This is a genomic window from Chelativorans sp. J32, from assembly GCF_000518985.1.
Lineage (GTDB): Bacteria > Pseudomonadota > Alphaproteobacteria > Rhizobiales > Rhizobiaceae > Chelativorans.
Window position 1 is genome coordinate 84,748 of record NZ_JAEQ01000009.1, and the last position, 11,831, is coordinate 96,578.

11 protein-coding genes are annotated in these 11,831 nt (G+C 59.7%); 7 read left to right on the top strand and 4 right to left on the bottom strand.

Features of this window, described 5'->3' with window-relative positions:
- Positions 1 to 298 precede the first annotated feature (298 nt).
- Positions 299 to 2,038 carry a PQQ-binding-like beta-propeller repeat protein gene (locus CHEJ32_RS0113435; protein ID WP_034658378.1) on the top strand — a complete coding sequence of 580 codons (1,740 nt, stop codon included), beginning with the start codon at positions 299 to 301 and terminating at the stop codon, positions 2,036 to 2,038.
- 120 nt (positions 2,039 to 2,158) lie between these two features.
- Positions 2,159 to 2,920 (top strand): hypothetical protein, encoded by a 762-nt coding sequence (locus CHEJ32_RS0113440; protein WP_028034329.1) that lies wholly within the window; start codon positions 2,159 to 2,161, stop codon positions 2,918 to 2,920.
- On the opposite strand, the gene CHEJ32_RS26315 is transcribed toward CHEJ32_RS0113440, so the two are convergent.
- On the bottom strand, positions 2,889 to 3,686 hold the full coding sequence (locus CHEJ32_RS26315; RefSeq protein ID WP_051469672.1) for a pentapeptide repeat-containing protein: 798 nt from the start codon (positions 3,684 to 3,686) through the stop codon (positions 2,889 to 2,891). The genes CHEJ32_RS0113440 and CHEJ32_RS26315 overlap by 32 nt on opposite strands.
- Before the next feature lie 128 nt (positions 3,687 to 3,814).
- Here CHEJ32_RS26315 and CHEJ32_RS24800 point away from each other — a divergent pair, with 128 nt between their 5' ends.
- Positions 3,815 to 4,306: a thermonuclease family protein gene (locus tag CHEJ32_RS24800; protein WP_198023867.1), complete on the top strand. Its 492-nt coding sequence runs from the start codon at positions 3,815 to 3,817 to the stop codon at positions 4,304 to 4,306.
- A 45-nt stretch (positions 4,307 to 4,351) separates the two neighbouring features.
- On the opposite strand, the gene CHEJ32_RS24805 is transcribed toward CHEJ32_RS24800, so the two are convergent.
- Entirely contained in the window at positions 4,352 to 5,428 is a 1,077-nt protein-coding gene (locus CHEJ32_RS24805) for a kelch repeat-containing protein (RefSeq protein ID WP_084032812.1), read from the bottom strand.
- A 319-nt stretch (positions 5,429 to 5,747) separates the two neighbouring features.
- On the opposite strand from CHEJ32_RS24805, the gene CHEJ32_RS24810 reads away from it, so the two are divergent.
- Positions 5,748 to 6,311: a c-type cytochrome gene (locus tag CHEJ32_RS24810; protein WP_198023868.1), complete on the top strand. Its 564-nt coding sequence runs from the start codon at positions 5,748 to 5,750 to the stop codon at positions 6,309 to 6,311.
- Between the two features lie 85 nt (positions 6,312 to 6,396).
- On the opposite strand, the gene CHEJ32_RS0113465 is transcribed toward CHEJ32_RS24810, so the two are convergent.
- Entirely contained in the window at positions 6,397 to 7,188 is a 792-nt protein-coding gene (locus CHEJ32_RS0113465) for a phenylalanine 4-monooxygenase (RefSeq protein WP_028034330.1), read from the bottom strand.
- Positions 7,189 to 7,303: 115 nt separating this feature from the next.
- On the opposite strand from CHEJ32_RS0113465, the gene CHEJ32_RS0113470 reads away from it, so the two are divergent.
- The 3 genes from CHEJ32_RS0113470 to CHEJ32_RS0113480 all read left to right on the top strand — a co-directional run bounded on the left by CHEJ32_RS0113470 (position 7,304) and on the right by CHEJ32_RS0113480 (position 10,733).
- Positions 7,304 to 7,777, top strand: coding sequence for an Lrp/AsnC family transcriptional regulator (locus CHEJ32_RS0113470; protein ID WP_051469676.1), 474 nt, complete (start codon positions 7,304 to 7,306; stop codon positions 7,775 to 7,777).
- Between the two features lie 192 nt (positions 7,778 to 7,969).
- Positions 7,970 to 9,577, top strand: coding sequence for a serine hydrolase (locus CHEJ32_RS24815; RefSeq protein ID WP_084032813.1), 1,608 nt, complete (start codon positions 7,970 to 7,972; stop codon positions 9,575 to 9,577).
- A 220-nt stretch (positions 9,578 to 9,797) separates the two neighbouring features.
- The gene (locus tag CHEJ32_RS0113480; RefSeq protein WP_028034332.1) at positions 9,798 to 10,733 is read left to right on the top strand and encodes a hypothetical protein; all 936 of its coding nucleotides are present in this window, start codon (positions 9,798 to 9,800) and stop codon (positions 10,731 to 10,733) included.
- 21 nt (positions 10,734 to 10,754) lie between these two features.
- Here the strand turns inward: CHEJ32_RS0113480 and CHEJ32_RS0113485 are convergent, their stop codons facing one another.
- Entirely contained in the window at positions 10,755 to 11,822 is a 1,068-nt protein-coding gene (locus CHEJ32_RS0113485) for an HlyD family secretion protein (protein WP_028034333.1), read from the bottom strand.
- Positions 11,823 to 11,831 lie beyond the last annotated feature (9 nt).

Consider the following 11,831-nt stretch of genomic DNA (forward strand, 5'->3'; position numbering starts at 1 on the left):
CGTTTAGTAATTCAACGGCACTGCTCCGTAGCTGCGGAGAATACCCCAGCTCGCTTTCAGAAACGAATAATGCCGAATCGCCAAGTGCACGGTGCGCCTTCATAAATTCGTAAACAAGACAGAGATAGTCGACTTATATTTGGTTTTCGTTCGTCAGGGCGAAAGAATTGAACAAGAAACAAATTTCTTTTGACGCAACTGTTTTGTGGGCGTTTAATGCTGATGGGAAGCGGCGGACGCTCCCGGAAAAGAAGAGGTAGAGGGCCTTTTCTTGGGGTTATCGCAAGTGGAGGAAATCATGTTAATTAAATCGGCCGCGCTCCGCGGCATTTTCATGTCGGCGCTTCTAGCGTCGACTGCCATTCCGGCTCTGGCTGCAGAAGTCACCCCGGAGCGCCTTTTGAACGCCGCGCAGGAGCCGCAAAACTGGCTCATGGTGCACAAGGAATACAACAGCAACCGTTTTTCGCAGCTCGACGAAATCAACAAGGACAATGTGAAGAACCTGAAGGTCGCGTTTACCACCGCGATCGGCGGCCTGATGGGCGCGGGCACCAATCCCATGGGAGGACACCAGGCCACTCCACTCGTCAATGACGGCTATATGTATGTGGTCGACAGCTGGGGGGCGGTCTACAAGATCGATGTTCGCGACGGGAAAAGCGGCAAGATCGTCTGGGTCATGGACCCGGGCGTCGATAAGGCGGATGTCTGGATCCCGTCCAATCGCGGAGTGGCGCTCTACAAGAATTTCGTGATCTCCGTCACCGCCGATGGAAAGGTGAACTGGACCAATGCCGACACCGGCGAGCTGGTCAAGACCGTTCAGGTGGACGATCCGAAGAACGGGTATTCGCTGACTGCCGCGCCGCTGGTCGTCGGAGATAAACTGCTGATCGGCGGCTCCGGCGGCGACCGCGGGGCGCGCGATCATATCACCGCGCTAAACGCCGATACTGGCGAGCAGCTCTGGCGCACCTATTCGGTACCCGCTCCGGGCGAGCCGGGATCGGAGACCTGGGGCGGAGAGAACAACGCCTGGATGCATGGCGGCGGCGCATTCTGGGTGACGGGTGCCTATGATCCCGAGACCAAGCTTACGCTGTGGGGAACGGGCCAGCCGGTCCCGATGTATGATCCGGAATACCGGCCGGGCGACAACCTCTATACCAACAGCACATTGGCATTGGACGTCGATACCGGAAAAATCGAGTGGTACTTCCAGTATACGCCCGGCGATTTCCTCGATTATGACGAGGTCGGCTCACGCCAGATCATCAACGCGAAGGTGGATGGCGAAGATCGCAAGCTGATGGGCTACTTCGCCCGTAACGGCTTCTTCTACACCCATGATCGGACGAACGGGCAATTCCTCGGCGCCAAGCAATACGTGACGAAGCTGAACTGGACCGACGGCATCGATCCCAAGACCGGCAAACCGGTAGAGTATGATGATTCCAAGGACATCCAGGTCTACAAGGTGGGAGCGCCTTCGCGGCGTGACCAGGGCGCCATCGAGGCATGCCCCCACATCCAGGGCGGCGTGAACCTCTTCCCGACCTCATACAGCCCGAAAACAGGCGCCGTATACGGAGCCGGAATGGAAGGCTGCGCCGAGGTGACGACGGACCCCGCGCGCTCCGATGGCAAGATTGCCTGGAACGGCGGCCAAGCAGTGAATGCCGGCCGCATAACCGGCAGCATCACGGCCATGGATCCGACGAATACGGAGCAGAAGGCACAGAAGCTGTTCGACTACCCGAACTATTCCGGCGTGGTCAGCACCGCCGGAGGGCTGGTGTTCACGGCGACCATGGACGGGACGATCCATGCTCTCGACGACGAGACGCTTGAGGAGCTCTGGAGCTTCAACGCCGGCTCTCCGATCTCTGCTCCCCCGATGACCTATGCGGTCGACGGCAAGCAGTATGTGGCCATACTCGTCGGTGCGCACCGTATCCCCTACGGCCGCATCACCAACACGCCGGAGCTGCAGGATATTCAAAACACGTCGATGCTGTACGTGTTCTCGCTCTAGCCGGCGGCTAGCCTGACAAGACGGAACGGGCGCACATGCGGCGCCCGTTCCGATCCGTTTCCTGACGGGCCTCGACGAGTGGCGAGCCCTCGGTGTTGGAACGGGCCAAAAGGTAAAATCATGCGCACACCTCTTCGCCTCCTGACGTTTATCGCCGGGTGCCTGGCGGCTGTCGGCATCGCCTCGGCCCAGACCCGGCCGGAGATATACGACATATGGAAGGTCACGCTCGGCATGAAGGCCGGGGAAATTCCCGACGAGTTCATCGAGCATGCCTGCGGTACCCATGGGGGACCGCCATCCCTAAAGCTGGCTGGCTTCACGGACTTCATGAAGTGCAAGCCCGAAGCAAATGGTTTGCGGGAAGTCTATTTCCGGTATGACGACGAATACGAATACTGGGCCCGAGCCAATGAGCTGGAACTGGAAACGCAGCTCTTCAGCGGCACACGCTTGTTCGATTATCCCGTTATAATGTCGCTCCTGTTCGATGAGGACGGAGCGGTCCGGGGTGTGCGCGTCATCACCGATCCCCGGGTCGGCGATGCCGAGCGCGGCCGGCGGGAATTCTGGACAATGGCGAACTTCGTGAAGATTCGTTTCGGGCCCGATAATTGGAACTGCCGGGACTTGCCCAAGGAAGAAGGGGAATCGCCGGCCGGGAGTTATTTTATCAAGGAGCGTTGCGAAAAACGGCTCGATGGCGATCTCTATCTTTACGAGAGAAGATACTACCACAAGAAGGGCCAGACCTTCATCGATCCTCATTCCGGGGGGATCAACACGGAAGCTTATGTGAGCTCCACCTGGTTCGAGCTTCTAGATGGGGGAATAGAGCCGGTCCCGACCGCTACTCAGCAACCCGCCCGTCGGGAAGGATAGCGCCCGATATCTTCAGCCCCTCGGTGGTCGCATGTTCCATATTGGCGCGCTCCAGCCGCGAACCCCGCAGATCGGCGTTCGACAAATCCGCCCTCGAAAGATCGGCGGCCAGGAAGTCCACCTGAATGGCCGAAGCCTGCGACAGGTTCGCGCCGACCAGATGGCTTTGCTCGAAGCTCGCCCCATTCATCTTGGCCGCCGTCAATATCGCCCGCTGCAGGTCGGCGCCTCGAAGGTTCGTGCGCTCCAGGATCGCGCCGGTCAAATCCGCGCCGGCAAGCCTCGCCTCCTTCGCGACCGCCGCTTCGATATGTGCGCCCGCCAGTTTGGCCTGGGTCAAACGGGCCCGTCCCATCCGCGTGCCGTCAAGGATGGCACCCTCGAGATTTGCAGCCGAGAGATCAGCTTCATAGAGCAGAGAGCCGGTCAAATCGGCTTTGCGCAGAGATGCCCTTTTCAGGTCGGTCTTGTTGAGATTCGCGTGTTGCAGATTGGCGCCGTCCAGCTTGGCGCCCGCGAGTTTGGCACGATGCAGCACGGCGTTGCTGAGATTGGCATTGGTGAGATCCGCGCCCGAAAGGTCGCGCCGCTTCAGCCGCACGCCGCTCAGATCGCAGCCGGGACAATCGGCCGTCTTGCCCGCAAGGAAAGCTTCCCGGTCGGCATTGCCGCTGCTCTGCGCCGCCACGGAGCCGCTCCAGACCGACGCCAGGACGATCAAGACGAAAGACCGGTAAAGCGAAGACGTGCGGCCGCAGTCGAGCATGTTGACACCTTGAAAATTCGTTGCGACGAACAGCGTAAAAGATTGAATTCATACCCGCAAGCGGCAAATCATTCATATTTTCTGCTGTCACTTCTGCAAAGTCTTAAGAAATGCCTGGAGGAGCTTTCATGCCGAGACTAGCACTTGCCCTCTCTTTGCTTCTGGCAACCGCGTTGCCGGGAGCTGCTTCCATGCTCGTCGGCCAAGCCTCGGTCATCGATTCCGATGTCCTCGATCTCGACGGGCAGCGGATCATGCTTTACGGGCTCGAGTCCGTGGAGCGCGGGCAAACCTGCCTGATCGACGGCACGGCTTGGGATTGCTATCCTGCGGCCGTCAGGCAGCTGGAGACGCTTGTCTCGGAAGGGCCAGTCGAATGCGAACAGGTTGGCGAGCCGGATCGCTACCGCCGCATCCTTGCCTATTGCCGGATCGGGGAAAAAGATCTGAACGAGGCATTCGTCGCCTCCGGTTTTGCCGTTGCGCGCCCCGACGAGACGGATCGCTTCGTGGCTGCCGAAGAGGCCGCCAAGAAGGCGGGGCTCGGTCTTTGGCAGGGTAAGTTCCTTCGGCCGATGGACTACCGCGTTTCCGTAGGGATCATGGTCGACCGCCCGTAGCTTAAAGGCAGACGGTGCTCGCGGACGTTTACGGCCGCTGATGGTTCATCGCGAACCTTCGGACCGTTCCAGATAGCTGTTTTCCGCACTGTAGGACAGACCTGCCGTCGGGCCGCCCGCGATGACATGGATCCTCGAGCCGATCGTGGCTGCTCCAAGGCCATGGCGCGAATGGGGCATGGCCGGCAGGCTGCTCCAGCTATCGCTCTGCGGATCATAAAGTTCAGCTTCGTCGAATGTCTTTCTGCGAGCACCAAAGGTCTCGCCGCCGAAGACAACAGCACGCCCATCTATCACTGCAGCAGCGACGCCGCTGCGCCCGGTGGGCAGCGGAGCCGCATGATCCCAACGGTCCGCCGCCGGATCGTAAACCTCCGTCGAATCCATTTCCGCAGTGGCTTCATCGCGGCCGCCAAAGATATAGATCTTACGGTCGAGCGCTGCAGAAGCATGATGATTGCGTGGAAAAGCTATAGGTGCCGCGGCGCTCCACTGATCGGAGGCCGGATCATAAATCTCGTGAACCGCCAGACTCTTCTCGCCATCATGTCCCCCTATCGCATGTATTCTCCCGTTCGATGTCGTAAGTGCCAGCGCCCCACGCGCTGTCGGCATGGGGCTGGCCTGCCGCCAACTGCTGCCGGCCTCGAGATCGAGCACCTGGACATCGGCCAAGGGTTCCCAACTGGTCCCGCGATAGCCTCCGATAAGAAAGAGTTTGTCATCGAGCACCACGAGTCCCGCGTGATGAAGCCCTTCGGACAGAGGAGGCAATACAGTCCATCGATCACTCTGCGGGTCGTAGCGGAATACCCCGTTGGGCAGGGATGGCTCCTCGATGTTCGGGCCTGCAGCAAAGCCGCCTAGGAAATAAATATATTTCCCATCTCCTGCCACGCTCACCTCCGAGCGCGCCTGCGGAACGGGACTGGCCTGATGCCATCTCCACCGGCCCCCCTCGGTGGCATTCACCGAAATGAGGGAGGTTCGCAGGACGAGGACGACAAGAAGGCAGATCAGGATGGCAGAAGCGGCAGCCGATGGCGCGGCTGCCCCCCGCGTCGGACCAACCTGCTTAGGCCTTGATCCAGGCGACAATGGCCTTTTTCCGACCTGTGGCATGGAAGGCTCCCTCGATGGCTCTTATGCTGAGCGGCAAGCAATCCCAGGCTGTGTTCCCGCCATCATATCACAGATGCTTTCTCATGGATGCTTCTCCCGTCAAGAACAAGACAAGTCGTTCAACAGAAAAGCTCGCGTCTCATCAGCCTTTTGTTGACAAGATTGGGCCGGCTAACCATGATCGGGTTGCGGGGATCATGCAAACTATCCCACACATCGCTTGTCTATGCGGCGCCTGCGGACGCCCTGTCCGCGGAGGAGGCAATCGGCGTTTAGGCCAAATTTTTCGAGGAGTTCGATGAAAATGCTGGGTGGAGGAATGAAGTACGCGAAGCGGGCGAGCCTTGCTGCTCTTTTTCTTTTCGGGGCCGTTGGCTGGGCGTCGGCGGACGAGGCGTCGATCGAGCGCGGCCGGACGATATTCGATGGCAAGGGCGCATGCTCGTTCTGCCATGGCTGGGCCGGTGACGGCCAGGGTGATCCTCGCTCCGAGGGCGGCGCCCCATCGCTGCGTGCTTCCGCTCTCAATCGCGATCAGGTCCGCGAAATCGTGCAATGCGGCCGGCTCGGCACCGCGATGCCCTATTTCGACCGTTTCGCCTATACGGATGATCGTTGCTACGGCATGACCGCGGCCGATGCCGGTGCTGAGATGCCGACGCGCTCCTTCACCACGTTGCAGGCACACGAGATTGACGCGGTGGCCGACTATGTCGCCGCCAAGGTGCTGGGCGCCGGCGACGTGACGTTCGAGCAATGCGTCGAGTTCTTCGGCAAAGTGGTTGAAGCCTGCGGCAATTATCCCACCGCATCGGGCGAAAAGCCGGATATGTCGAAGGCCGAGCCAACCCCGCAAAGCGGCGCGCCTACCGATGCCCACTAAACAGGTCGGGCGAGCCTCATCGAGCAAATGAGCGCGGCGGGTCGGGCATAAAGTCCGACCCATTCTTTATTGTCGCAAGGCCGGATCAGGAGGCCTTTGCTTCGAAAGCGGGCGGGAAATCGCCGAGCACCTTCGCCTCGTTTATCCGCGCTCCGATGTCTTCCTCGATGATGGATTCCAGCTGCGCGAAGCTGTCGATCACGTAGTAAATCGGCTGCACAATGTCGATCCGGTAAGGTGTGCGCAGCACCGTCATCAGGTCGAATGGCCGGAATTCGACGGAAGCGGTTTCCATCGCATTTCGCGTCTCGCTCGGGGAGGACACGATGCCCGCACCGAAGCAGCGTCTGCCCTTTGGCGTGTTTATCAGGCCAAACTCCACTGTGAACCAAAAAATTCGGAACAGATGCCAGGAGTAGCCCTTGCCCAGCTGCATTGCTTTCTGCCCGAAGCGGCGCACGAAATTGGCATAGCTCTGGTTGGTGAGCAGAGGGCAATGGCCGAACACTTCGTGGAAGAGATCCGGTTCCTCGATATAGTCGATATGCTCGCGACGGCGCATGAAAGTGGCGAGCGGAAATTTCCCCTGCGATAGCAGCTCATAGAAGCGTGAGGGTGGGATAAGGGCCGGAACGCCTTCCACGCCAAAGCCCGTGCTCTCCGCAAGACGCCTGTTGACGTCCTTGAGTTGCGGAACCTTGTCCGGGTTGAGTCCCAGCGTCCTCACCCCTTCGAGATATTCATCGCAGGCTTTGTCGGCAAGCAGTGTCATCTGCCGCCGGTAGAGCTCTCCCCAAATTGCATCTTCCTCGGGCGTATAGAGATAAGTGCCGTCGGGTTCCGGAAGCTTCGCGGTATAGGTGCTTTGCTTGGCCATGACGTCTCCTCCTTCGTCAGAGCGCATCATCTCTGTTGCAATTATATCCCCGCCAGGCTGAATATTTGTTTCAGAGTTGCCAGTAGATGGTGCGCTGGCGGGAGGATTTTTCACAATGCCATCCGACGAGAAGGAAAGTTTTCAACCATCGCGCCGCTTGCTTCGCCTGATCCAGGCCGACTGCGGGCAATCGGTGGCCGAGCTGGCGGAAAAGGCGCGCATGTCGCAGAGTTCGGCCTGGCGCCGGCTCCAGGAAATGGAGGTCGAAGGCGTCATCCGAAAGCGTGTCGCGTTGCTGGATCCTGCGAAGCTCGACCTGAAACTCTGCATCATCGCGCACGTCACCCTGGAGGACCACCATGACGAGGCGATCGCATCCTTTTCAACCGTCGTCAGGGAGCGGCCGGAGATAATGGAGTGCTATGCCCTGTCTGGTACCTTCGATTACATGCTTAAGATCCGCGCCGCGGATGTCGAAAGCTATGAGGCGTTCATGACACGATACCTGATGCGCAATCCGCATGTGCGCACCGTCGTATCCAGTTTCGTGCTGCGAGAGCTCAAATCCACGACTGAATTACCCATCTGAAGGCGCAATATTCGCTCAGAAGGGCTTGGCCCGGCGCTGGCACGTCATCTGAATGCGGGCAGTTCATGGTACGAGACGGGCACTCTACTTATCTCGACATACAGCCTCACCAAATTCCCAACTGGAAAAGCTGTGCCGACCTAACGGACAATACCCAATTGCGATCGTCTTATCGGCTTGGAGGGTAACCTTATGGTTGGAGAGCCGCTGCTGGTCAGAATCCGCGCGCACATCGTTTCGGGCGCCTCTCTCAAACCACGCTCTTGGGCCGGACTGACGCTCATTGGAGCCTGGCTTCTGCCCTATCCGGCGACAGCCGAGACGGTGACCAGCGTGCGCTTCGCGGAAGCGCTCCCCAAGCTTGAAAGCATCATCGAGCAAGGGATGGAGCGAACCGGCGTGCCCGGTTTGGCCATCGTCATCGTCCACGACGACGATGTAAAATATCTAAGGGGTTATGGCGTCCGCGAGGTGGGAAGGCCTGACCCGGTCGATCCCGACACGGTTTTCCAGCTCGCCTCGATGTCGAAGCCGATCGCCTCGACGGTGGTCGCCACGCTGGTCGGCGACGGCCTGGTCGCCTGGGACGATCCAATCGTAAAACATGATGCAGGATTTCAGCTGCAGGATTCCTGGGTGACGCGCAATGTCACGCTTCGAGACATGTTTTCTCACCGAAGCGGCCTGCCCGACCACAGCGGCGACCTTCTCGAAGATCTGGGTTATGGTCGGGACGAAATCTTGTTCCGCCTGCGATATGTCAATCCGGCAGGCCCCTTCAGGGCTAGCTACGCCTACACCAATTTCGGACTGACGGAAGCAGCCGTCGCAGCCGCCAAGGCGGCAGGTAGGCCATGGGAGGATCTGTCCCAGGAGCGATTGTATGGCCCTGCAGGAATGTCGCGCACCAGCTCCCGGCACGCGGACTTCCTTGCCGCTGAAAATCGCGCCGTCAACTCCGTTCGCGCCGGCGATAAATGGATTTCCGGTCCCGCGCGCGATCCAGACGCCCAGTCTCCGGCGGGAGGGGTCAGTTCCACGGTGCGCGATCTTGGCCAGTGGCTGCGGCTTCAGCTCGGCGATGGAAGCCTTGACGGAAAGCAGATCGTTGCCGCGGCCGCTCTTGCCGAGACCCATCAGCCGGTTATCGTCTCCGGAACGCCAAGCTCGCCAGAGAGCTTTCCGCCCTTCTACGGACTGGGATGGATTGTCGATACTGACGCAGACGGGCGGATCCAACTCAGCCACTCGGGCGCGTTCAATCTCGGGATTGGCACGACCGTGCGTCTCGTCCCAGCAGAACGGCTGGGCATTGCCGTCCTGACCAACGGCTTTCCCGTCGGCCTGGCCGAAGGCGTAAGCAGGAGCTTTCTGGATCTCGTATTCACAGGTGAAGTGGAACGGGACTGGGTCGAGGCCTTCGGCCAGCTCATGGCGCAAGTGATGAAGCCGGATTACGGCGAAGCCTTCGACGCAGCCGTCTCCCGCCAAAGCTCCTCGGCGGCCTTGTCCGCCACAAGTTACACGGGAACCTACGGCAACGAACTTTTCGGCGAGGTCACGATCTTCGAGGAGAAGGAAAACGGCACCCTCACCATGAAGCTGGGTCCCGAGAACAAGAACTTCCCACTTCAGCACATAGATCGCGATACTTTCGCATACCAGCCGGTGGGTGAGAATGCGTTCGGCCCGAGCGCCGTCACCTTCACCGTCGAAGCCGACCGGTCGAACGCGGTCACGATCGAGAATCTGGATCTCCACGGCCAGGGCACCTTCATCCGAATCCCCAGCGAACCGTGAGGGCCAAGCGGCATGCTTCGTTGTCGATACCGCGTGGAAACAGGCAGAAGAGGTCCCGGCAACAATTCCACGCCTAGGCATGGCCTGAAGACGGCAAAGCGCGTCTACAGCGCCGTGCGTCCATTCGGACGCACAAAGGGCGTTGTAAGTTATTGAATCGACGCATCGTGCTTTCCGAAACCATTTCCGGTTTCGGGCCGATGCCGCAGAGGTGTAGCAAATGGGATTTGACGCGGTGGCCGGCGGTCACATCCTCATTAGCATGCTGGCGCTGCTCGGCGCCTTGCTCCTGATCGTGTCGCTCTTCATAAACAAGCAGGTCGCCCATTACACAGAGCGCGACGAGCGCCATAAGGAAAAGCAGCTCGAATATTATCGGAACACATTTTCCCAACTGGGCGTGATATTTCTCGGGATCGGCGTATCGCTGTTCATCTTCTTCTTTCAGCAAAGCTACCTCGAACGTCAGAGGCAGAACGCACAAACCCAGGAGCTTTTGGGAAAGCTTGCGGTCCGACTGAGCCGGGCAACGACGCTTCTCGAATTCGTTGCCGAGGTCGACCCCGTGCTCGACAATGGCGGCGCCTATCTGGCTCCCGAGGACGGCGGAACGAACGGAGCCGTGCGGGCAAGCGGCCCAGCCCTGGCCAAACAGATCGAGGAGATTGCGCTGCTCCAGCGGGAAATCGATCTCGATGGTTTCGCAGCCATGCAATTCTCGGAGGATTTCCAGTCATCGCCGCTAGTGAACCGGATGGATCCGCACCTATGGTTCGCCATGGTCAAGGACGAGGCGGACCTGGAATATGCTGTCGAGCAGCTTCGCCAGGATTACATGGATTTGCAGGCCGCCCTGGCCGGACAACCACCGGGTATTGGTGTAGCCAAGCCGGACCTCGCTGGTGGCATCAAGCGCGAAGCACTGGACGTACTCTGGGATTATGCATGGCTTCGTGACCGCAGCCGTCGCGTGGCCGGGCGGGCGTGTTGGCTGCTCAGTCACGGTCCGAACTTATTCACGTTAAAACCGATACAGGCCATTGAGGCCGCATATAAATCCCACCAGGAATGGCTCGATCAAGCGCAAAGGACCTACGGCCAGGTCTCAGCAGGCCGCGAGAATTGCTACCAGATCCTCAGGGCTGAGCAATCCTGAGTGTCTGGCAGCGCCCTGTTCTCAGGTTCTCGACGCCAAATCCGAATCCGGCTCGGCGTTCGTATTCACGGTAACGACGACCGACATGCCGGGAGCGAGTTTTTCGGCGTTGGGCTGATCGGGATCGATTGAAATGCGAACCGGCACGCGCTGGGCGACCTTGGTGAAATTGCCGGTGGCGTTGTCAGGCTTAATGACACTGAATTCAGACCCGGTTGCCGGGGAAAACCGCTCGATATGGCCTTTCAGTGCCGAGTGCCGCAATGCATCGACCGTCATCGTGACGGGTTGGCCCACCTTCATCTCCGCCAGTTGCGTTTCCTTGAAATTGGCAACGACCCAAAGGCGATCCGGCACCAGCGCAACCAGCTGGGTTCCGGCGGCCACATACTGGCCGAGCTTCGCGCCAACTTCGCCCAGCCTTCCGTCCTGCGGGGCCATGATTCGCGTATTCTCCAGATCGATCTCCGCCAGATGCATGGCGGCTTCCGCGCCCTGAACGGCCGCTTCCAGCGACTGGCGATTGACGATCACGGATTGCAGGTCCTCCTTTGCGACTTCGAGGCCAGCACTGGCTTGGTCTAAAGCTGCACGAGCCTGCTCTGCCGCCGCGCGGCTTTGATCGGCTTCGCTCGCGGTCATGACGCCCTTCTTCATCAAGGGCTCGACGCGGCGCCAGTTCGCCTCCGCTATTTCGAGCGCTACGCGCGCACCCTCCAACTGAGCCTCGCTGGCACGCAGGCGCGCTTCTGCGGAGTGGCGCTGCTGTTCCGAATTGGCGAGTGCAGCCTGCTGCGCCGCAAGCGTCGCCCGGGCCTGCTCGAGCTTCTGACGGTAGATGCGGTCGTCAAGCCGCACGAGGAGGTCGCCTGCCTTAACCTCCTGGAAGTCCTGTACGGGGACTTCCACCACATAGCCGGCAAGCTGTGGCGCGATGAGCGTTACCTGCCCGCGCACATAGGCGTTCTCGGTCATTTCGACGGTTCGTGTGAACGGCGGGAGCTGCCAGACATAAAGGATGAGCAGGAGGCCTATGAGGCCGAGCACGATGGCCACTGCGGTGGCTGGAGAACGAAGAGCTTTAAACATGATCAACGG

Bases quoted from the DNA above. Each gene is read 5' to 3' on its own strand.
- CHEJ32_RS0113435 (WP_034658378.1), top strand. From the start codon at position 299: ATGTTAATTAAATCGGCCGCGCTCCGCGGCATTTTCATGTCGGCGCTT.
- CHEJ32_RS0113440 (WP_028034329.1), top strand. From the start codon at position 2,159: ATGCGCACACCTCTTCGCCTCCTGACGTTTATCGCCGGGTGCCTGGCG.
- CHEJ32_RS26315 (WP_051469672.1), bottom strand. From the start codon at position 3,686: ATGCTCGACTGCGGCCGCACGTCTTCGCTTTACCGGTCTTTCGTCTTG.
- CHEJ32_RS24800 (WP_198023867.1), top strand. From the start codon at position 3,815: ATGCCGAGACTAGCACTTGCCCTCTCTTTGCTTCTGGCAACCGCGTTG.
- CHEJ32_RS24805 (WP_084032812.1), bottom strand. From the start codon at position 5,428: ATGCCACAGGTCGGAAAAAGGCCATTGTCGCCTGGATCAAGGCCTAAG.
- CHEJ32_RS24810 (WP_198023868.1), top strand. From the start codon at position 5,748: ATGAAGTACGCGAAGCGGGCGAGCCTTGCTGCTCTTTTTCTTTTCGGG.
- CHEJ32_RS0113465 (WP_028034330.1), bottom strand. From the start codon at position 7,188: ATGGCCAAGCAAAGCACCTATACCGCGAAGCTTCCGGAACCCGACGGC.
- CHEJ32_RS0113470 (WP_051469676.1), top strand. From the start codon at position 7,304: ATGCCATCCGACGAGAAGGAAAGTTTTCAACCATCGCGCCGCTTGCTT.
- CHEJ32_RS24815 (WP_084032813.1), top strand. From the start codon at position 7,970: ATGGTTGGAGAGCCGCTGCTGGTCAGAATCCGCGCGCACATCGTTTCG.
- CHEJ32_RS0113480 (WP_028034332.1), top strand. From the start codon at position 9,798: ATGGGATTTGACGCGGTGGCCGGCGGTCACATCCTCATTAGCATGCTG.
- CHEJ32_RS0113485 (WP_028034333.1), bottom strand. From the start codon at position 11,822: ATGTTTAAAGCTCTTCGTTCTCCAGCCACCGCAGTGGCCATCGTGCTC.